Source organism: Streptomyces sp. 35G-GA-8, assembly GCF_023534745.1.
Lineage (GTDB): Bacteria > Actinomycetota > Actinomycetes > Streptomycetales > Streptomycetaceae > Streptomyces.
In genome coordinates this window covers 198,022-216,919 of sequence record NZ_JAMHJQ010000008.1, presented here as the reverse complement: position 1 = coordinate 216,919, position 18,898 = coordinate 198,022, and the positions used below count along the sequence as shown (strand labels likewise).

Here is an 18,898-nt window from a genome sequence, read left to right as displayed (position 1 = left end):
TCCCGTTCGCCGAGACTGCTGCTGCGATATTGCCATCAACTTGTCGGAAGGTGGCAGAAACGTGCAGTGGACGAAACTTAGCGAACAGACCGTGTACGAGAACCGCTGGTTCCGGGTCAACCTCGCGGACGTCAAACTCCCTGACGGCCGGCATCTGGACCACTTCCTCATCCGGCTGCGCCCCGTCGCCGTGGCGACCGCCGTCAACTCCGCCAACGAGGTGCTGATGCTCTGGCGGCACCGCTTCATCACCGACAGCTGGGGCTGGGAGCTGGCCGCGGGCGTCGTCGAGGACGGCGAGGACATCGAGACCGCGGCCGCCAGGGAGATGGAGGAGGAGACCGGGTGGCGCCCGGGACCGCTCCGGCATCTGCTCACGGTCGAGCCGTCCAACGGTCTGACCGACGCCAGGCACCATCTCTACTGGGCGGAGGACGCCACCTACATCGGCCATCCCGAGGACGACTTCGAATCCTCGCGCCGGGAGTGGATCCCGCTCAAGCTGGTCCCCGACATGATCGCCCGGGGCGAGATCCCGGCCGCCAATATGACGGCCGGGCTGCTGATGCTCCATCACTTGAGGCTGGGCTAGAGCCTGGGCCCGCTATCGGCCCAGGGACTGCCAGACCGCCACCGCCAGCGCTCCGAGCGAGCAGAGCGCCGCCACGGCGGGCAGCGGCCACCTGGCGTGCTCCAGGGCCGCGACGCGCGCGGCCAGATCGGTCACATCCTTGTCGGTCTGGTCGTTGCGCTGGGCCAGTAACGCGAGCCTGCCGTCGGTCCTGGCGAGACCGACGTCGAGGCTGCGCCGTAACTCGGCGCACTCTTCGCCGGCCACGGAGTGGTCAGAGGGGGTGGTCACGAATCCGCTCCTGTTCGGGAAAGTCGTCCAATGGTTCTCCGCCCGGCCCCGGTGATGCCGGGACCAAGCGGAACCGAGTCAACTCCCCTTGTGCGCGGGGCAGCAGGGTGTGTGAATGGCATATGCGAGCACCCTTCGCACACGGTGTGCGAATTTCGCGACTCTCCGTCACCCTTACGGGTAGGAGTAGAAGCCCGCGCCCGTCTTACGGCCCAGCCTGCCCGCGTCCACCATGCGCTGGAGCAGCGGGGACGCCGCGTACAGCGGCTCCTTGAACTCCGCGTACATCGAATCGGCGACCGACGCCACGGTGTCCAGACCGATCAGATCCGAGAGCTTGAGCGGGCCCATCGGATGCGCGCAGCCCAGCTCCATCCCGTTGTCGATGTCCTCGCGGCTCGCGATGCCCGACTCGAACATCCGGATCGCGGCGAGCAGATACGGAATCAGCAGCGCGTTCACCACGAATCCCGAGCGGTCCTGGGCGCGGATCGCGTGCTTGCCCAGCACCCCCTGGACCACGGCCTCGGCGCGCTTGACCGTCTCGTCGGAGGTCGTGAGCGCGGGGATCAGCTCCACCAGCTTCTGCACAGGCGCCGGGTTGAAGAAGTGGATCCCGATGACCTGGTCGGGACGTGAGGTCGCGACGGCCAGCTTGACCAGCGGAATGGAGGAGGTGTTGGAGGCCAGGATCGCGTCGGGACGCGTCACGACCTGATCGAGCACCTGGAAGATCTCGGTCTTGACCTGCTCGTTCTCGACGACGGCCTCGATGACGAGATCACGGTCGGCGAACTCCCCGAGGTCCGTGGTGAAGCTGAGCCTGCCGAGCGTCTCGTCCCGCTCCGCCTCGGTGATCTTGCCGCGTTCGGCGGCCTTCGAGAGGGAGTTGTGCAGCCGGGTACGGCCGATCTCCAGAGCCTCGCCGGTGGTCTCGGCGACCTTGACCTCCAGGCCGCTGCGCGCGGCGACCTCCGCGATGCCTGCGCCCATCTGGCCGCAGCCCACCACTCCGACGCGGGCGATATCGGTCAGGGTGTCGGTCACATCGTGCCTTTCGCTGGTCGTGTCCCGGCAGGTCCCCCGTGTGATTCCGGCGCCCGCCCCGGGACAGGACGTTACTCCGCCAGGGTGTGTGGACGGGGTGTCGGGGCGGGCATGCTCAGCCCGTACGGCGGGCGGGGTTTCGGTGACCCGGCCGCGCGGACCTGACACAGGGGACGGCGCATGGGGCAGATCGGCAGAAGAGGGTTCGTGGTGGCGGCGACAGGGGTGGTGACCTCGCTGGTCGCCGCCGGGGACGTGGCGGCCGTCGCCGCGTCCGTGCCGCGCCGGGGCGCTCCGCGCCGGGAGCTGCGCGGGATGTGGATCGCGACCGTCGTCAACCGCGACTGGCCCTCCGCACCGGGGCTCACCGCCGACCGGCAGAAGGCCGAGCTGATCCGGCATCTGGACACGGCGGTCGCCCGCGGGCTGAACGCCGTCGTCTTTCAGGTACGGCCCACGGCGGACGCGCTGTGGCCCTCGCCGTACGAGCCCTGGTCGCAGTACCTCACCGGCACCCAGGGCAAGGACCCCGGCTGGGACCCGCTGGGTACGGCGGTACGGGAGGCACACGCGCGCGGACTTGAGCTGCACGCCTGGTTCAACCCGTACCGCGTCGCCAACCACACCGACCCCTCGCGGCTCATCGCGACACATCCGGCCCGGGTCCACCCCGACTGGGTGCTGCCGTACGGCGGGAAGCTCTACTACAACCCCGGCCTGCCCGAGGTCAGGACGTTCGTCCAGGACGCGATGCTGGACGCGGTCGGGCGCTACGACATCGACGCGGTGCACTGGGACGACTACTTCTATCCGTATCCGGTCGCCGGACAGGTCTTCGAGGACGATGACGCGTTCGAGCGCTACGGCGCGGGCTTTCCGGACAAGGCGGCCTGGCGGCGGGACAACACCGACCGGCTGGTGCGGGAGACCGCCGAGCGGATCAAGAAGATCAAGAAGCATGTGCGGTTCGGGATCAGCCCGTTCGGGGTGTGGCGCAACGCGGCCACGGATCCGCTCGGCTCCGACACCCGGGCCGGGGTGCAGACGTACGACGATCTGCACGCCGACACCCGCGCGTGGGTCAAGAAGGGCTGGATCGACTACATCGTCCCGCAGCTGTACTGGAACATCGGCTTCCCCGCCGCCGACTACGCGAAGCTGCTGAGCTGGTGGGACGGCGTCGTACGGGGGACGGGCGTCCATCTGTACATCGGCGAGGCCCTCTACAAAGCCGGCGATCCCGCCCAGCCCGCCGCCTGGCAGGACCCGGCGGAGCTGTCCCGGCATCTGACCCTCGCCAAGGAGTACGCGGGGGCGCGGGGGCACTGCTTCTTCTCCGCGAAGGAGGTCGGCGCGGATCCGATCGGGGCGATGACGAGGGTGGTGGCCGACCACTACGGGAAGCGCGCACCGATGAGCTGAGCGACGGCGGTGCGTCTCGTCCTTCTTGTCGCTGTCGTCCTTCTTGGTGCTGTCGTTGTCCCTGTCCGTGTTCCCGCCGCCGCGCTGTCGCGGTCAGGTGCCGGTCCGCTGGGTGACCGCGATACAGACGAGCACCGCGACGGCCGCGACCGGCGCGGCGGGTGTGAGGTGCTCGCCGAGCAGCAGTACGGACCAGACCAGGGTGAGGACCGGCTGGGCGAGCTGGAGCTGGCTCGCCCTGGCGATCCCGATCGACGCCATGCCCCGGTACCAGACGTAGAGGCCGAAGAACGTCGAGCCCGCGGCGACCCAGGCGAGGCCGATCACACCGTGGGCCGTCAGCCGGGCCGGTTCGAAGGACAGCGCCACCGCCGCGCCCGCCACAGCCAGCGGCAGACAGCCGATCAGCGCCCAGCCCACCACCTGCCAGCCGGGCATCACCCCGGCCAGTCTGCCGCCCTCCGTATAGCCCGCCGCGCACACCAGCAGGGCGCCGAAGAGATAGAGATCCCCGGCGGAGAGTGCCCCGCCGCTCTGCCACACCGCGAACGCGATCACCACGGCCGCACCGGCGAGCGCGGCCAGCCAGAAGGCCCTGGAGGGGCGCCTGCCCGTACGGACGGAGGCGAACGCGGCGGTGGTGAGCGGGAGCAGCCCGACCACCACGGCGGCGTGCGAGGTGGTGGAGGTCTCCAGCGCGAGGGTCGTCAGCAGCGGGAAACCCACCACGACCCCGCCGGCGACGACGGCGAGCCCGCCCCAGTGCCGGCGCTCGGGCACCGGTACCCGCAGGGCCAGCAGAAAGCCGCCCGCGATGAGCGCGGCGAGCGCGCTGCGTACGGCGACGAGGGACCAGGGGCCGAAACTCTCCAGGCCCCACACGGTGGACGGGAAGGTGAGCGAGAAGGCGACGACACCCAGCGCGGCGAGGAACGTGCCGCCGCGCGTGCTCTGCGTGCTCGCGGTGCGGCCGTTGGCCCGAGTGTCGGCGGGGCCGCTGACCGCTATCGAGCTGGGTGGAGTAGCGCTATTATTTGCTGTCATGCACGAGCGTAGCAGTGTGGCGGAGCTGGCGAACTCGCTGAGACAGGAGCTGAACCGCTACTCACCCGGTGGAAAGCTGCCGTCCAGTAGAGCGTTGGTCGACCGCTACCGCGTCTCTCCTGTCACCGTCTCCCGCGCCCTCGCCAGGCTCGCCGCCGAAGGGCTGGTTGTCACCCGCCCCGGCTCCGGTGCCTTCCGCGCGCCCGCCAGGACCGCCACCCCACCGCCGGGCGACACCTCCTGGCAGGAGGTCTCTCTCAGCGCCGACGCCGCCACCGAACTCGTACCGCGCTCGGTCGACGCCACCGGAGTGCTGGTCACGCTCGCCGCGCCACCGCCCGGGGTCATCGAGTTCAACGGCGGCTATCTGCACGCCTCGCTCCAGCCGGAGCGGGCGATGGCCGCGGCGCTGGCGCGGGCGGGCAGCCGGCCCGGCGCCTGGGGCAGACCGCCCATCGACGGACTGCCCGAGCTGCGCGACTGGTTCGCACGGGGAATCGGGGACACCTGGACGGCCGCCGAAGTCCTGGTCACGGCAGGTGGCCAGAGCGCGCTGACCACCGCGCTGCGCGCGCTCGCCCCGCCCGGTGCGCCGGTGCTGGTCGAATCGCCCACCTACCCGGGGATGCTGGCGATCGCCCGCGCCGCAGGGCTGCGCCCCGTACCGGTCCCGGTGGACCCCGACGGCGTCCGGCCCGAACTGCTCGCCGCCGCCTTCCGGGCCAGCGGCGCCCGGGTCTTCGTCTGCCAGCCGCTCTTCCAGAACCCCACCGGAGCCGTGCTCTCCCCGGCCCGCAGACCCGAAGTGCTGCGGATCGCCCGGGAGGCCGGGGCGTTCGTCGTGGAGGACGACTTCGTACGGCGGTTGGTGCACGAGGACGCGGGCCCGCTGCCGGGACCGCTCGCCGCCGACGACCCCGATGGAGTCGTCGTCCATGTCTGCTCCCTCACCAAGGCGACCTCCCCCAGCCTGCGCGTCGGCGTACTGGCCGCCCGGGGCCCGGTTCTGGAACGGCTGCGCGCCATCCATGTCGTCGACACCTTCTTCGTGCCGCGCCCGCTCCAGGAAGCCGCCCTGGAACTGGTCGGCTCCGCTGCCTGGAACCGCCATCTGCGCTCCGTCTCCGCCGCTCTGAAGACCCGCAGGGTCACTCTGACCACCGCGCTGCGCACCGAGCTGCCCGAGCTCGCTCTTCCGCACATTCCGTCCGGCGGCTACCACCTCTGGCTCCGGCTCCCTGACGGAACCGACGAACAGGCCGTCGTCCCGGCCGCCCTGCGCGCGGGCGTCGCGGTCGCCCCGGGCCGCTCGTATTTCAGCGCCGAACCGCCCGCCGCCCATCTGCGGCTGAGCTTCGCCGCGGTGGCGGGGCCCGCGGAGATCACCGAGGGGGTACGACGGCTCCGTACGGCCTGGGACGAAGCGGTCGGCCGACCCCGCCCCCGGACGGCCCCGGTGGGCATGCCCGGCGGATAAGCGGTGGGCATACCCGGCGGATTACCGGAATCGTTTCCTCCGCGCCATCGGCCGGCCCTTGACCGGTCCGGCTTTCGGATCCACGATCACGGCCATGAGTGTTCGGGTCACCTTGGTCGCCGCCGCACGCGGCTCGGACCTGCTCGACGAGCGCTTCGACGACGAGCGCCCCCTCGACCGGGCCGGCTGGTACGCGATGCAGCGCGTCGCCCATGCCCTCGTCCCGCTGTCCGCCGCCGACCTCCGCTACTGCTCGCCGACACCGCGCAGCCGTAGCACCGGCGACGCCCTCGGCTACGCGCCGCTCGTGCAACCCGCCCTGCGCGACTGCGACATGGGCCGGTGGCGCGGCTTCACCCTCGCCGAGGTGATGGCCCGCGAACCGGCCGCCGTCGACGCCTGGGTCGCCGACCCGCGCTCCGCACCGCACGGCGGCGAGACGCTGCTGGCCTTCATCTCCCGGATAGGGGGCTGGCTGGACACCCGGCCCGTCCAGGGCATCGCCGCGATCGTGGCGGTCGCCGAACCGGCTGTCGTACGGGCGGCGCTGGTGTACGCGCTCAAGGCGCCGCCGCGGACGTACTGGTACGTGGACGTCCAGCCGCTGTCGACCGTCACCCTGACGGGCATCCCGGGCCGATGGAGCCTGCGGCTGGACGGCGGTGTCTGAGCGTTCCGGCCGGATCTTCGGGCTCTGAAGCGGTCGGGCCGGACCGGACCTGAGGCGCACGGAGGGCCTGAGGCGCCTAGGGCCTGTCCGGCGGATCTTCGCGGGCCCGCGACGCCTGGCACCGCGCCTCGCCGCGTTGTCGGAGTCGCCCAAGTACGTCCAGTACGAGAGCGATCCTCCGCCTTGCGATGCACGGCACCAGACGCCGCGGTCTGATCCACGAAGATCCGCCGGACAGGCCCTAGTGCCCGGGGGCCAGGACCGGTGGCGACGCGGCGTCGTCGGGCGGCGCCGGGAAGTCGGCGATGGCGAGGTCGAGGTCGTCCCGGCAGTCCGCCCGTCCGCACTCGCAGGCGAAGGCATGGACGCTCGTCCGCGCGTCCCCCGGGGACCACGGGCGCGCGAAGAACGCCTCGTACTGCGCGACCGCGGCCCGGTTGGCATACCGCAGCAGTCGCGCGCGCTCACCGGCGGTCTCCGCCACAGGTCCCGCGCTCAGGGCCTCGGCGAAGATCTCCTCGACCGCCTCCACGGTCTCCTCGACCTCGCGGGCCCCGTCGATCACCAGCCTCCGGGCGCCGTACTCCGCCACCTCGGCCTCGATCTCGCCGACAAGCGACCGGTAGAGCGTGAGCGGCCCGGCCGGGAGCCCGCGTTCCCGCAGCCGGGCCCGCTGCACCCCGGCCGACGGCTGGAGCCAGACGGACGAGGCCGGACCACCGGGGACCGTCGCGACGACCGCGGGGGTGATCGGGGTGCCCTCGGCGATGATCAGCGGGGCCGGCGGCAGCGCGCGGAGATCGTCCACGATCATGCGCCCGCGCTCATGGTGCAGGGACATCGCCATCAGCTCCGCCTCCGGCACGGACCAGCGCTCCGCGCGTGACAGCGCCTCGAACCTGATCGCCGCCGGGTGCCCGGCGGCGATCGCTCGGTCGCGGTGCTCCCAGGTGTGGGCGTCGGCGTTGTACCAGCGCAGTCCGTGGCGCCGGGCGATCAGCCGCGCCACGGTCGTCTTGCCCGCCGCGGGCGGCCCGCCGATCCAGAGCACCCGCGGCAGGGGCGGCTGTGGTGGCCCTGGCGGGTGAGCCGACCCGGGCAGGCTCATTCCGCCATACCGACCGCTGAATCGAGAGCCGGGTCGAGCGCCGTACCCAGCGTCTCCAGGATCTGCTGCCCGTACTTCGCCAGCTTGTTCTCGCCGACCCCGGTGACCGTGCCCAGCTCCGCCAGCGTCGACGGCGCCAGCGTCGCGATCTCGCGCAGCGTCGCGTCATGGAAGATGACATACGCCGGTACGCCCTGCTCCTTCGCCGACGCCGCCCGCCAGGCGCGCAGCGTCTCGAACACCGGCACGGCCTCCGCCGGCAGATCGACCGGTGCGGAACGCTGCTTGGACGACTTCTCCGCGCGCGCCGACCTCGCCGCCTTCTCGGGCTCCCGCCGCAGGACGACCGGACGCCGCCCGCCCAGGACCTCACCGCTCTCGTCGGTGAGGACCAGCGTCCCGTAGTCGCCCTCGACGGCGATCAGCCCCTGCGCCAGCAGCTGCCGCGCCACGCTCCGCCACTCGGCCTCGCGCAGCTCCGTACCGATACCGAAGACGCTCAGCGCGTCATGGTCGAACTGGATGACCTTGGCCGTCTTCCGGCCCAGCAGGATGTCGGTGATCTGCCCCGCGCCGAACTTCTGGTTGCGCTCGCGCTTCAGCCTGACCACGGTCGACAGCAGCTTCTGCGCGGGGACCGTGCCGTCCCAGGACTCCGCGGGCGTCAGACACGTATCGCAGTTGCCGCACGCGGTGCTGGACTGCCCGAAGTACGCGAGCAGTTGGACGCGCCTGCATTCGACGGTCTCGCACAGCGCGAGCATGGCGTCGACATGGGCGCTCAGCCGCCGCCGGTGCGCATCGTCGCCCTCGGAGGTGTCGATCATCTTGCGCTGCTGTACGACGTCCTGGAGCCCGTACGCGAGCCAGGCCGTGGACGGCAGCCCGTCACGTCCGGCGCGGCCGGTCTCCTGGTAGTAGCCCTCGACGGACTTCGGCAGATCGAGATGGGCCACGAACCGTACGTCCGGCTTGTCGATGCCCATGCCGAACGCGATCGTCGCGACCATCACCATCCCGTCCTCCCGCAGGAAGCGCGCCTGGTTCCCGGCGCGCGTACGGGTGTCGAGCCCCGCGTGGTACGGCAGCGCGTCGACGCCGTTCTTCACCAGGAACTCGGCGGTCTTCTCCACCGACGCCCGGGAGAGGCAGTAGACGATGCCCGCGTCGCCGGGGTGCTCGGCGCGCAGCAGCTGGAGCAGCTGCCGCTTCGGGTCGTTCTTCGGCGCGATGCGGTACTGGATATTGGGCCGGTCGAAGCTGGCCACGAAGTGCCGCGCGTCCTGGAGACCGAGCCGGGACGCGATCTCCGCGTGCGTGGCTTTGGTGGCGGTCGCGGTCAGCGCGATACGCGGCACATCGGGCCAGCGCTCGTGCAGCGAGGAGAGAGCGAGATAGTCGGGGCGGAAGTCGTGTCCCCACTGGGCGACGCAGTGCGCCTCGTCGATGGCGAACAGCGAGATCGTGCCGCGCTCCAGCAGCCGTACGGTCGACTCGACGCGCAGCCGTTCCGGCGCCAGATAGAGCAGATCCAGCTCACCGGCGAGGAACTCGGCCTCGACGAGGCGCCGTTCGTCGAGATCCTGGGTGGAGTTGAGGAATCCGGCCCGTACGCCGAGCGCCCGCAGAGCGTCGACCTGGTCCTGCATGAGCGCGATGAGCGGTGATACGACGACCCCGACGCCCTTGCGCACCAGGGAAGGAATCTGGTAGCAGAGCGACTTGCCGCCACCGGTGGGCATGAGGACGAGCGCGTCGCCACCGGCGACCACATGCTCGATGATCTCCTGCTGGCTCCCCCGGAAGGAGTCGTATCCGAAGACCCGACGCAGGACCTCAAGCGCCTCGCTCGTCTCGGGGATCGTCTCGGGCCCCATCTCGGGCCCCGTCTCAGGACCTGCTTCAGGGCGCGTTTCGGGAGGGGTGCCGGATTCCGGGGAGCTCATCCGCCGATTCTACGAGGGTCCACCGACATCGATCCGGCCGATCGCGATCTTCGCCGGGGCCTCGCTGTAGGACATGTTCTGACCTGCATCGCCTCTAGCGTCGGAGACCCGGCACGGAGGAAGCCTCCGGGCACGAAGCGATACAGGAGCGAACGATGAGCCATGTCACCCGCAACCAGCCGGCCGGCACCCCCACCTGGACCGACCTCGATGTGCCCGACGTGGGGCGCGCGAAGGAGTTCTACGGCGCGCTGTTCGGCTGGGAATTCGAGCCGGGTGAGAACGTCTACACGCTGTGCCGGCTGCGCGGCCGGGCGGTGGCCGGGTTCCGGCACGTCCCCGCGCCCGATTCCCCCGCCGCGGCCCTCCCCGGCCTGTGGTGCGTGTACTTCGCGACCGACGACTCCGAGGCCACCGCGAAGCGGATCGCCGACGCGGGCGGCACTCTGACCCGGCGTCCGGTGGAGATCGCCGACCAGGGCCTGCTGTCGCTCGCCACCGACCCGTCCGGCTCCCGGTTCGGCCTCTGGGAGGGGCGCGCGCTCGTCGGCTGCGAGACCGTGAACGAGCCGGGCAGCCTGCTCCGCAACGACCTGACCAGCCCGGACCCGGGACCGGCGCGGGAGTTCTACCCGGCGGTCTTCGACTTCACCCTGGACGGCAACGACGATCTCCCCGGCGCCGACTTCACCTTCCTTCGCCGGCCAGACGGTCATGAGATCGGCGGCATCATGGGTGACCCGGAGGCGCCGTCCGCCGGGTGGCAGACCCTGTTCGAGGTCGCGGACACGGACGTCGCCGTGGAGCGGGCCGTGGCGGCGGGCGGCACGGCGGAGACCCCCTCGGACACGATCTACGCGCGGATGGCGAAGATCACCGACCCCTTCGGCAACACCTTCCAGGTGGGCGCCCGGCTCGTGAACACCCCGTAGCCCCCTCCGCCGCCCTGTCCGGACGCGTCCCGCCCGGCCCGCGACGCGAGCCGGGCGGGGCCGGGGGCAGGGCCCGCCTCAGGCGTGCTGGGGCATCTCGTCCTTGAGCGCGGAGCGGATCTGCTCACGCAGCTCCGGGCTGCTCTTGTGGCCGTGCATGGACACAGCGTGCTCACTGGCGGCGCGGACCACTTCTTCCTCCTCGCCGGAGATGGCGAGGGTGCAATTCGTCTCGCTCGGGAAATCCCGGCAGTCGGCTACCTTGCGCATGATGAACCTCCTCGTCCCAGTTTCCCCCTTTTTCGCTCTTTTGAGGACTGGTGAGGCATTTCGAGCAGGGTTTCGAACAGGGTGCGGGGTGCGCGCTCGCGGCGATTCACTCCGGGGCCCGGGCGGCCCGTTCGGCTCGGGCGGCCCGTTCCAGAAGCATCGCCCGCTCGCGCGCGTTACGGGTCAGGGACGCCGCCCGCTCGAACTCCGCGCGCGCCTCCTCCCCCCGGCCCAGGCGCTCCAGCAGATCTCCCCGGACGCTCGGCAGCAGGTGATAGTCCTTGAGGGCCGGTCCTTCCGCCAGTGCGTCCACCAGCTTCAGCCCGGCCCCGGGGCCCTCCGCCATCGACACGGCGACCGCTCGGTTCAGCTCCACCACCGGGGACGGGGTCAGCGCCATCAGCCGGCCGTACAGCGTCGCGATCGCCGTCCAGTCCGTGTCCTCGTAGCGCACCGCCCGCGCGTGGCAGGCGGCGATGGCGGCCTGGACGGAGTACGGGCCGTTGCCCGCGCGCCGCAGGGACTCGACGCCACGGAGGATGAGCATGCGGTTCCACTTGTGCCGGTTCTGGTCGGCGAGCAGCACCGGTTCGCCGTCGGGGCCCGTGCGGGCGGCGGTGCGCGAGGCCTGGAGCTCCAGCAGCGCGGCCAGGCCATGGACTTCGGGCTCCTCGGGCATCAGACAGGCCAGGACGCGCGCCAGCCGCAGCGCGTCCTCGCACAGAGCCGGGCGCAGCAGATCGTCCCCGGCCGTCGCCGAGTAGCCCTCGTTGAAGATGAGGTAGATGACCTCAAGGACCGACGAAAGGCGGCCGGCCCGGTCGGCGGCGCCCGGGACCTCGAAGGGGACCCCGGCCTTGGCGAGGGCCCGTTTCGCGCGGACGATGCGCTGGGCGACCGTCGGCTCCGGGGCCAGGAACGCGCGGGCGATCTCGTCCGTCGTCAGCCCGCCCAGCAGCCGCAGTGTGAGCGCGACCCTGGCCTCCGTCGACAGCACGGGATGGCACGCGGTGAAGATCAGCCGCAGCAGATCGTCGTCGATGTCGTCCGGACCGGCGGGCTCGGGCGGTGGCGCCACGTCCTCCAGCGCCCGGCCGACCTCCGCCAGCTTGCGCGCGTACGTCTCCTTGCGGCGTACGAGATCGATGGCGCGGTGCTTGGCGGTGGCCATGAGCCAGGCGCCCGGCTTGTCCGGGACACCCGACTCCGGCCACCGCTCCAGCGCGGCGACCAGAGCGTCCTGCGCCAGTTCCTCGGCGATGCCCACGTCCCGCACGATGCGGGCGACACCGGCGATGATCCGCGCGGACTCGATCCTGAAGACCGCTTCGACCGTTTCGGTCGCGCTTGCTGATGTCACGACCACCCATCAGAGCAGCCGTGCCGGGGTGGGGCAAGCGCGGCCCGATCAGCCCTCGGCGATCTCGCGGACCTCGACGCTGACGGTCCAGTTCTCGGGGTGGACCTCAAGGAACCGCTTCGCCCATTCCAGGGCCTCCGCCTTGTCCGCGCAGCGGGTGAGGGAGTAGCCGCCGATGACTTCCTTGCTCTCGGTGAAGGGCCCGTCGGTGTAGCTGAGCTTGCCGTCGGACCAGGTGATCCGGGTGCCCTCGGACGTCGGGGTGAGTCCCGCGGTCTCCAGCATCACCCCGGCCTTGGTGATCTCCTCGAACAGCGCCCCCATACGCGCGTCGAACTCGGGGTCGGGGCCCTCGGCGGGGATGTTCCGCTCGTCGATGCGGACCATCGTCAGAAAACGCGGCATGGTGACTCCTCAGTCGGGGGGCGGGGGCTTTCCCCGCCTCTCACACCCTTGCGTCGAACGGGATACGGCCGGATCGACAGCTCTTCCGGAAATCTTCCAAGATTTTTCCGGCGCCCGCCGGTGGGGCTTCCCCGCCGCGCTCTACGGCTGGCCAAGGGCCTCGCGCTGCGCGGGGGTGAGCCGGTCGGCCCTGGCGATGAGGGCCCAGGCGCCGGTCCCGTCGTACCGGCGCAGGGCGACCGGATCGGCGATGTCGGGGTGCCGCTCGGCGCTGTCCAGGGCGTCGGCGACGCGCTCCGGGGGCCAGCCGAGCGCGACCGCCAGCTGGTCCACCGTGCGTGGTGTGACCGCGTGCACCAGCGCGGCGAGCACGGTGAGTGTGTCGCTGAAGACGGCGGCCGTCGGCCCGCCGGCCATGTCGTCGCTGAGCTGTACGAAGAACTGCCGCATCTGGTCCAGCCTGGCTCCGGCGGGGGTGGCGGTATCGAGGATCTCCGCTCCCCGCCGGGAGACGTCCGCCAGCATCGCGTTCGTCCGGGCGCTGGTCAGCCAGGTGCGCAGCCAGACGTCGTCATCGATGAGGTAGAGCTCGCGGCGGTGGTGCGGATCGCGCTCGCGCCGCACCAGTTCCAGCCCTTCGAGATAGCCAATGGCTTTGGACACGGACGCGGGGCTAACCCGCAGCTGTCGCACCAGTTCGGCGGAGGTCAGGGCGCCGGAGTCGGTGGTGACCAGACGGGCGAGCACCCGCGCCGCCATCCGTGGCAGCCCGGTCGAGACCATCAGTGCGGCGAACTCCTCGGCGAAGGCTCGGACCGCCTCGGGGTCGTTCCCGTTGGAGGCGGAGGCGGAGGCGGAGGAAGGCGGCCCGGGGGACTCCGGGGGCGGGACTGGCCTGCGTCGGCGGGCCCGCCGTTCGGTGGAGTGGTGGGCGTGGTCCGCGAGATAGCCGTGCGAGCCGCCGTTACGGGCCACCTCCCGGCTGATGGTCGAGGTCGGCCGGTTCAGCCGCCGCGCGATCTCGGCGTACCCGAGCCCCTCGGCCAGCCCTGAGGCGATGCCGCGGCGGTCCTGGTGGGTGAGCCTGCCTCCCGGCATCGGTTCTCGTCCTTCCGTCGGCGGGGGGTGTGGCTGGGGATCGGGTTCGAGGGGTCGGTCGGCCCAGTATGCGTTCACGACCAGTACATTGCAACGATCGATCGGCCGCCGATTGCATTCAGTGTCAACCTCATTGCAATAATCGTCGAAGATTCCTGAAGAAAAGCAGGCATCTGGTCCCGAGTCGATTGAGGGCTGATAAAACGCAACGTAGCCTTCACGGTGACCTGAAGGAATCGGGCGAGGGTATGAAGGTGAGTTGATGACGGCGAGCGAGGAAGTGGTGCTCGATGTCGACGGGCTGCGTATGCGGTACGGCACGCAGGACGTCCTGCGCGAGGTGACCTTCCGGGCGCACCACGGGGAGGTACTGGCCCTGCTGGGCCCGAACGGGGCGGGCAAGACCACCACCATCGAGATCCTGGAGGGGTTCAGGACACGATCGGCGGGCCGGGTGGAGGTGCTGGGCACGGATCCGGCGTACGGCGGAGAACGATGGCGGTCGCGGCTGGGCGTCGTCCTGCAATCCTGGCGCGACCACGGCAAATGGCGGGTACGTGAACTGCTCGCCCACCTCGGTACGTACTACGCGCCCTACTCCACCGAGCTGGTCCGGCGGCCGTGGGACACCGACGAACTCATCGAGGCGGTGGGCCTCACCGCGCACGCGGGCAAGAAGATCAAGACGCTGTCCGGTGGGCAGCGCCGCCGGCTGGATGTGGCGATCGGCATCGTGGGCCGCCCCGAACTGCTGTTTCTGGACGAGCCGACCGCGGGCTTCGACCCGGAGGCCCGGTACGCGTTCCACGACCTCGTCCGCCGGCTCGCCGAGGACCACGCGACCACGATCCTGCTCACCACGCACGATCTGGACGAAGCGGGGAAGCTCGCCGACCGCGTCATGATCCTCGCCGGCGGCCGGATCATCGCGGACGGCTCGACGGACGAACTGGCGCGACGGACCGCCGGCGACGACGAGGTGCGCTGGACCCGGGACGGCCGGCACTTCGTGGTCTCGACCACCGAGTCGACGGAGTTCGTGCGGGGGCTGTTCAGCCAGTACGGCGGGGCGATCGGCGAACTGGAGGTCCGCCGGGCCTCGTTGGAGGACAGCTATATGGCATTGGTACGCCAAGGGGAAGCCGAGGCGCGCGAGTCGAAGGAGGCGGCCCTGTGACCTCGGCGGCGCGGGGGACCACGGCGGCCCGTCCGACCGGGGCGGCACGGGAGGCGAGGGTGGCGCGGGCGACCGGCGCGATACGGACGGGATGGCGGCGCGGACTGATCGAACTGCGGCAGTCCTTCACCAACGGCGGGGATCTGCTGTCCCACCTGCTCTGGCCGGTGCTGATGCTCATTGCCCTGTATTTCCTGCGGGACACGGAGTTCGGGACCGGCGGACCGCTCCTCGGCACCCTGGCCCTGCCGAGCATCCTGGGGATGAATGCCGCGATGGGCATGGTCGCCATGAGCCAAGTGCTCACCGCCGAACGCGAGGACGGCACCCTGCTCCGTGCCAGGGCGACACCGAACGGGATGCCGGGCTATCTCCTCGGCAAGGTCGTGACGGTCTCCGGCGGTCTGCTCGCCGATCTCGCGATCCTGCTGATTCCCGGGATGATCATCATCGACGGGCTGACGGTCGGCAGCGCGGGCTCCTGGCTGACCCTGGTCTGGGTGCTGGTGCTGGGCATGGTGGCGACCCTGCCCCTCGGAGCGATCCTGGGATCGGTGTTCACCAGCGCGCGGGGCCAAGGACTGATCCAGCTGCCGGTGCTCGGCATGATCGCGATCTCCGGGATCTTCTATCCGCTCACCGCGATGCCGGAGTGGCTGCAAGGGGTCGCGCAGGTGTTCCCGATCTACTGGCTCGGCCTGGGCATGCGGTCGGCCCTGCTCCCGGACAGCGCGGTCGGCGTCGAGATCGGTGAGTCCTGGCGGCACCTGGAGACCGTCGGGGTGCTGGGAGCCTGGGCCGTGATCGGTCTGGCCGTCGCGCCGGTGGTGCTGCGCCGGATGGCGCGGCGGGAGTCGGGTTCGAGCGTGGCCGAGCGCCGCGAGAAGGCGCTGCGGCGAGTCGGGTAGGGAGCGGGCCGTCGCCGTCACATGAAGCCGACGATGCGCGGTGGTGCGAACAGATGACGGGCACGGTGCTCCAGAACCATTTCGTCGCGGATCCGCCGGCCCGACGTGTCCGACACACACCGCTCGCAGGCCGGGTCGACCGCGGGCACCTCCGAGGTGTGTGCCGTGGCGATGTGCTGGGCGAGCCGGATCTGTGTCGTCACCACCGAGTCGAAGGGGTCGTAATCCACCCCCGGCTCACCCGCCGCGCGCGCCGCTTCCACCACTTCGGGCGCGCGCTTCATCGCTCTGTACAGCCTGTTGCACTCGTGGCAGCTCCACATCCAGGAAGGAGGCAGCGGCCACTCCTCCTCAGGGCGGGGCGCGTCCTTGGCGTCCATGCCGGTCACCGTAGCGACAGCCGCACGGCGGACGCAGTGGTTCGGCACAACCTCACCCGTGCGACTGACCGCGCACGATCGGCGAGCGGGCGCGGAGCCCCCGCCGGTCGCGGACTCAGCCCGCCAGCTCCCCCAGGAGCGCCCAGGTGCGGTGTCGGGCGGCGTCCCCGGCGATCTCCGTCCCCGAGAACACCACCTCCGTCGCCCCGGCGTCCCGGTAGCGCCGTACCTCGGCGGCGACCCTCTTCTCGTCGCCGATCACGGCCACATCGGCGGCCCGTTCGCCGCCGGAGAGTTCGATGACCCGCGCGTAGGACGGGATCTGCTCGTAGAACGCGAGCTGTTCGACGGCCTTCTCGCGTACCGCGTCGACCTCGTCGGTGACCACGCCGGGCACGAGGGCCACGATCCGGGGCGCGGGCCGGCCGGCTGCCTCCGCCGCCGCGGTGACGGCCGGGACGATGTGCTCGGCGAGGGCGCGTGGCCCGGCGAGATAGGGCAGGATCCCGTCCGCCAGCTCACCGCTGGCACGCAGCGCCTGCGGCCCCATCGCGGCGACGAGCAGCGGCACACCGCCCTCGGCGCCCGGCACCCGCGCGGGGATCGGCGTGTGCGCGGTGATCAGCTCACCGCTGAAGTCGGCGGAGCCGGTCTCGGTCAACTGCCGCAGAGCGATGAGGAATTCACGCAGCCGTGCCACGGGCCGCTCGAACGGGACCCCGAAACCTCCCTCGGTCAGCAGCTTGGTGCCGAGCGCGAGCCCGAGGTGGTACCGGCCATGCGTGGCCGCCTGCGCGGTCAGGGCCTGGCCGGCGACGACCAGCGGGTGGCGTCCGAAGACGGGGATCGCGGACGTACCCACCTGAAGGGCCGGGACCTCACGCCCGACGATCGCCGCGAGCTGAGGCGAGTCGGCGCCGAAGGTCTGGCCGAACCACGCGGACCGCAGCCCGGCCGCCGCGGCCTCCCGCGCCAGCCGCACGGTGACGTCGATCTGATTGTCGGGACCGGTCGCGTTGAGTGCTACTCCCACAGTCATGTGAGTGCCAACCAGCCTCGGCCGCCGTCGCATTCCGATGAGTGTGACGGCTTCTTGTCAGCTGTGTGAACCGTGGACCGGCGACGCGTGGGGGGCCTCCACCGCGGACGGCGCAAGCGAAAAGGCAAGGAGCTCACCCGCTCCTTGCCACTCTCAACGTATAGCGCACCGGGGGCCTTGCGGCAAGACCCGGGTCGTGCCGCAGAATCTCCGCTCGAAGCCAGGACCTGTGGGGGATTGTCGTGATTGATGTGATTGTTGCCGGCGGCGGACCGACCGGCTTGATGCTGGCCGGTGAGTTGCGGCTGCACGGCGTGCGCGTGCTCGTGCTGGAGAAGGAGGCTGAGCCGAGTGGCCAGTCCCGCGCGCTCGGCCTGCACGTGCGCAGTGTCGAGATGCTGGACCAGCGGGGGCTGCTGGAGCGGTTTCTCGCGCTCGGCGAGCGGTTCGCGGTGGGCGGTTTCTTCGCCGGTATCGGCAAGCCCTGGCCCGACCGGCTGGACACCGCGCATTCGTACGTCCTCGCCATCCCGCAGGCGGTCACCGAGCGGCTGCTGACCGAGCGTGCCCTCGAACTCGGTGCCGAGATCCGGCGCGGCGGCGAAGTGGCCGGGCTGAGCCAGGACGAGGACGGGGTGAACGTCGAGCTGACGGACGGCACCCACCTGCGCTCGCGCTACCTCGTCGGCTGCGACGGCGGCCGCAGCACGGTGCGCAAGGCGCTCGGCGTCGGTTTCCCCGGCGAACCCGCCAGGGTCGAGACGCTGCTCGGCGAGGTGGAGGTGGCCGTGCCACCGGAGACGCTGGCCGCCGTGGTGGCCGAAGTGCGCAAGACCCACGTGCGGTTCGGCACCATGCCCCTCGGGGACGGGGTGTACCGCCTCATCGTGCCTGCCGAGGGGGTGGCCGAGGACCGCACGACCGCGCCGACCCTCGACGAGTTCAAACAGCGGCTACGGGCGTTCGCGGGCACCGACCTCGGGGTGCACTCGCCGCGCTGGCTCTCCCGGTTCGGTGACGCGACCCGGCTGGCCGAGCGCTACCGGACCGGCCGGGTGCTGCTGGCCGGCGACGCGGCGCACATCCACCCGCCGACCGGCGGACAGGGCCTCAACCTCGGCGTCCAGGACGCCTTCAACCTCGGCTGGAAACTGGCCGCGGAGGTGAGCGGCTGGGCTCCGGACGGACTGCTGGACACCTACCACGGCGAACGGCACCCGGTGGCCGCCGCCGTACTGGACAACACCCGCGCCCAGATGGAACTGCTGTCCTCCGAGCCGGGCGCCCGGGCGGTGCGCCGGCTGGTGTCGGAACTGATGGACTTCGAGGTGGTGAACCGGCATCTGATCGAGAAGATCTCCGCGATCGGGATCCGCTACGACTTCGGCGAGGGTCACGAGCTGCTCGGCCGCCGGCTGCGGGACATGAGTCTGAAGCAGGGCCGCCTCTACGAGCTGACGCGCGGCGGGCGCGGGCTGCTGCTCGACCGGACCGGCCGGCTCTCGGTGGAGGGCTGGGCGGACCGGGTCGACCACGTCGTCGACGTCGGCGAGGGACTGGACGTGCCCGCGGTGCTCCTGCGGCCGGACGGCCATGTGGCGTGGGCCGGTGAGGACCAGCGGGAACTGCTCGATCACCTGCCCACATGGTTCGGTGCCGCCGCCTGAGCGCGAGGGCGAGCGCGAGGACGAGGCTGGAAGGATAGGACCCGTGGCCTGTCTCCCCGGGGATGTCGGCGAAGGGCCGCTCCGCG

Annotated in this window: 19 protein-coding genes; 8 read left to right on the top strand and 11 right to left on the bottom strand. The window is 71.2% G+C overall.

The genetic code is table 11. From position 1 onward, the window contains the following. The first annotated feature begins 61 nt into the window (after positions 1–61). Positions 62–592 (top strand): NUDIX hydrolase, encoded by a 531-nt coding sequence (locus M1203_RS19975; RefSeq protein WP_249951113.1) that lies wholly within the window; start codon positions 62–64, stop codon positions 590–592. A gap of 12 nt (positions 593–604) precedes the next feature. Here the strand turns inward: M1203_RS19975 and M1203_RS19970 are convergent, their stop codons facing one another. Both M1203_RS19970 and M1203_RS19965 read right to left on the bottom strand, forming a co-directional pair. Next, a complete protein-coding gene (locus M1203_RS19970) occupies positions 605–862 on the bottom strand; it encodes a hypothetical protein (RefSeq protein ID WP_249951112.1) in 258 nt (85 codons plus the stop codon). A 174-nt stretch (positions 863–1,036) separates the two neighbouring features. Further along, the gene (locus M1203_RS19965; protein ID WP_249951311.1) at positions 1,037–1,897 is read right to left on the bottom strand and encodes a 3-hydroxybutyryl-CoA dehydrogenase; all 861 of its coding nucleotides are present in this window, start codon (positions 1,895–1,897) and stop codon (positions 1,037–1,039) included. A 192-nt stretch (positions 1,898–2,089) separates the two neighbouring features. On the opposite strand from M1203_RS19965, the gene M1203_RS19960 reads away from it, so the two are divergent. After that, a complete protein-coding gene (locus tag M1203_RS19960) occupies positions 2,090–3,331 on the top strand; it encodes a glycoside hydrolase family 10 protein (RefSeq protein WP_249951111.1) in 1,242 nt (413 codons plus the stop codon). Between the two features lie 93 nt (positions 3,332–3,424). Here M1203_RS19960 and M1203_RS19955 read toward each other — a convergent pair whose 3' ends face one another. Then, positions 3,425–4,375 carry a DMT family transporter gene (locus tag M1203_RS19955; RefSeq protein WP_249951110.1) on the bottom strand — a complete coding sequence of 317 codons (951 nt, stop codon included), beginning with the start codon at positions 4,373–4,375 and terminating at the stop codon, positions 3,425–3,427. Between M1203_RS19955 and M1203_RS19950 the strand changes: the two genes are divergently transcribed. After that, positions 4,374–5,852: a PLP-dependent aminotransferase family protein gene (locus tag M1203_RS19950; protein WP_249951109.1), complete on the top strand. Its 1,479-nt coding sequence runs from the start codon at positions 4,374–4,376 to the stop codon at positions 5,850–5,852. The genes M1203_RS19955 and M1203_RS19950 overlap by 2 nt on opposite strands. A gap of 94 nt (positions 5,853–5,946) precedes the next feature. Then, the gene (locus tag M1203_RS19945; RefSeq protein WP_249951108.1) at positions 5,947–6,522 is read left to right on the top strand and encodes a histidine phosphatase family protein; all 576 of its coding nucleotides are present in this window, start codon (positions 5,947–5,949) and stop codon (positions 6,520–6,522) included. A 241-nt stretch (positions 6,523–6,763) separates the two neighbouring features. Here the strand turns inward: M1203_RS19945 and M1203_RS19940 are convergent, their stop codons facing one another. After that, positions 6,764–7,573 carry a hypothetical protein gene (locus tag M1203_RS19940; RefSeq protein WP_249951107.1) on the bottom strand — a complete coding sequence of 270 codons (810 nt, stop codon included), beginning with the start codon at positions 7,571–7,573 and terminating at the stop codon, positions 6,764–6,766. Positions 7,574–7,626: 53 nt separating this feature from the next. Then, positions 7,627–9,507, bottom strand: coding sequence for a DNA helicase RecQ (recQ, locus tag M1203_RS19935; protein ID WP_249951310.1), 1,881 nt, complete (start codon positions 9,505–9,507; stop codon positions 7,627–7,629). Between the two features lie 224 nt (positions 9,508–9,731). On the opposite strand from recQ, the gene M1203_RS19930 reads away from it, so the two are divergent. Further along, the gene (locus M1203_RS19930; protein WP_249951106.1) at positions 9,732–10,508 is read left to right on the top strand and encodes a VOC family protein; all 777 of its coding nucleotides are present in this window, start codon (positions 9,732–9,734) and stop codon (positions 10,506–10,508) included. A 78-nt stretch (positions 10,509–10,586) separates the two neighbouring features. Here the strand turns inward: M1203_RS19930 and M1203_RS19925 are convergent, their stop codons facing one another. From M1203_RS19925 to M1203_RS19910, 4 genes are all read right to left on the bottom strand, one after another. Continuing rightward, positions 10,587–10,778 carry a DUF1059 domain-containing protein gene (locus M1203_RS19925; RefSeq protein WP_249951105.1) on the bottom strand — a complete coding sequence of 64 codons (192 nt, stop codon included), beginning with the start codon at positions 10,776–10,778 and terminating at the stop codon, positions 10,587–10,589. Between the two features lie 106 nt (positions 10,779–10,884). Beyond that, the gene (locus tag M1203_RS19920) at positions 10,885–12,144 is read right to left on the bottom strand and encodes an RNA polymerase sigma factor (RefSeq protein WP_374403453.1); all 1,260 of its coding nucleotides are present in this window, start codon (positions 12,142–12,144) and stop codon (positions 10,885–10,887) included. A 42-nt stretch (positions 12,145–12,186) separates the two neighbouring features. Further along, positions 12,187–12,543 carry a YciI family protein gene (locus tag M1203_RS19915; protein WP_249951103.1) on the bottom strand — a complete coding sequence of 119 codons (357 nt, stop codon included), beginning with the start codon at positions 12,541–12,543 and terminating at the stop codon, positions 12,187–12,189. 141 nt (positions 12,544–12,684) lie between these two features. After that, positions 12,685–13,641: a GbsR/MarR family transcriptional regulator gene (locus M1203_RS19910; RefSeq protein ID WP_249951102.1), complete on the bottom strand. Its 957-nt coding sequence runs from the start codon at positions 13,639–13,641 to the stop codon at positions 12,685–12,687. Between the two features lie 262 nt (positions 13,642–13,903). Here M1203_RS19910 and M1203_RS19905 point away from each other — a divergent pair, with 262 nt between their 5' ends. Further along, positions 13,904–14,818 carry an ABC transporter ATP-binding protein gene (locus M1203_RS19905; protein ID WP_249951101.1) on the top strand — a complete coding sequence of 305 codons (915 nt, stop codon included), beginning with the start codon at positions 13,904–13,906 and terminating at the stop codon, positions 14,816–14,818. 59 nt (positions 14,819–14,877) lie between these two features. After that, positions 14,878–15,726 carry an ABC transporter permease gene (locus M1203_RS19900; protein ID WP_308404886.1) on the top strand — a complete coding sequence of 283 codons (849 nt, stop codon included), beginning with the start codon at positions 14,878–14,880 and terminating at the stop codon, positions 15,724–15,726. A 17-nt stretch (positions 15,727–15,743) separates the two neighbouring features. On the opposite strand, the gene M1203_RS19895 is transcribed toward M1203_RS19900, so the two are convergent. Continuing rightward, entirely contained in the window at positions 15,744–16,106 is a 363-nt protein-coding gene (locus tag M1203_RS19895) for a hypothetical protein (protein WP_249951099.1), read from the bottom strand. 115 nt (positions 16,107–16,221) lie between these two features. After that, on the bottom strand, positions 16,222–17,145 hold the full coding sequence (locus M1203_RS19890; protein ID WP_249951098.1) for an LLM class F420-dependent oxidoreductase: 924 nt from the start codon (positions 17,143–17,145) through the stop codon (positions 16,222–16,224). A gap of 242 nt (positions 17,146–17,387) precedes the next feature. On the opposite strand from M1203_RS19890, the gene rox reads away from it, so the two are divergent. Continuing rightward, on the top strand, positions 17,388–18,812 hold the full coding sequence (rox, locus tag M1203_RS19885) for a rifampin monooxygenase (RefSeq protein ID WP_249951097.1): 1,425 nt from the start codon (positions 17,388–17,390) through the stop codon (positions 18,810–18,812). Positions 18,813–18,898 lie beyond the last annotated feature (86 nt).

Bases quoted from the DNA above. Each gene is read 5' to 3' on its own strand.
- M1203_RS19960 (WP_249951111.1), top strand. From the start codon at position 2,090: ATGGGGCAGATCGGCAGAAGAGGGTTCGTGGTGGCGGCGACAGGGGTG.
- M1203_RS19950 (WP_249951109.1), top strand. From the start codon at position 4,374: ATGCACGAGCGTAGCAGTGTGGCGGAGCTGGCGAACTCGCTGAGACAG.
- M1203_RS19955 (WP_249951110.1), bottom strand. From the start codon at position 4,375: ATGACAGCAAATAATAGCGCTACTCCACCCAGCTCGATAGCGGTCAGC.
- M1203_RS19945 (WP_249951108.1), top strand. From the start codon at position 5,947: ATGAGTGTTCGGGTCACCTTGGTCGCCGCCGCACGCGGCTCGGACCTG.
- recQ (WP_249951310.1), bottom strand. From the start codon at position 9,507: ATGGGGCCCGAGACGATCCCCGAGACGAGCGAGGCGCTTGAGGTCCTG.
- M1203_RS19930 (WP_249951106.1), top strand. From the start codon at position 9,732: ATGAGCCATGTCACCCGCAACCAGCCGGCCGGCACCCCCACCTGGACC.
- M1203_RS19925 (WP_249951105.1), bottom strand. From the start codon at position 10,778: ATGCGCAAGGTAGCCGACTGCCGGGATTTCCCGAGCGAGACGAATTGC.
- M1203_RS19915 (WP_249951103.1), bottom strand. From the start codon at position 12,543: ATGCCGCGTTTTCTGACGATGGTCCGCATCGACGAGCGGAACATCCCC.
- M1203_RS19910 (WP_249951102.1), bottom strand. From the start codon at position 13,641: ATGCCGGGAGGCAGGCTCACCCACCAGGACCGCCGCGGCATCGCCTCA.
- M1203_RS19905 (WP_249951101.1), top strand. From the start codon at position 13,904: ATGACGGCGAGCGAGGAAGTGGTGCTCGATGTCGACGGGCTGCGTATG.
- M1203_RS19895 (WP_249951099.1), bottom strand. From the start codon at position 16,106: ATGGACGCCAAGGACGCGCCCCGCCCTGAGGAGGAGTGGCCGCTGCCT.
- M1203_RS19890 (WP_249951098.1), bottom strand. From the start codon at position 17,145: ATGACTGTGGGAGTAGCACTCAACGCGACCGGTCCCGACAATCAGATC.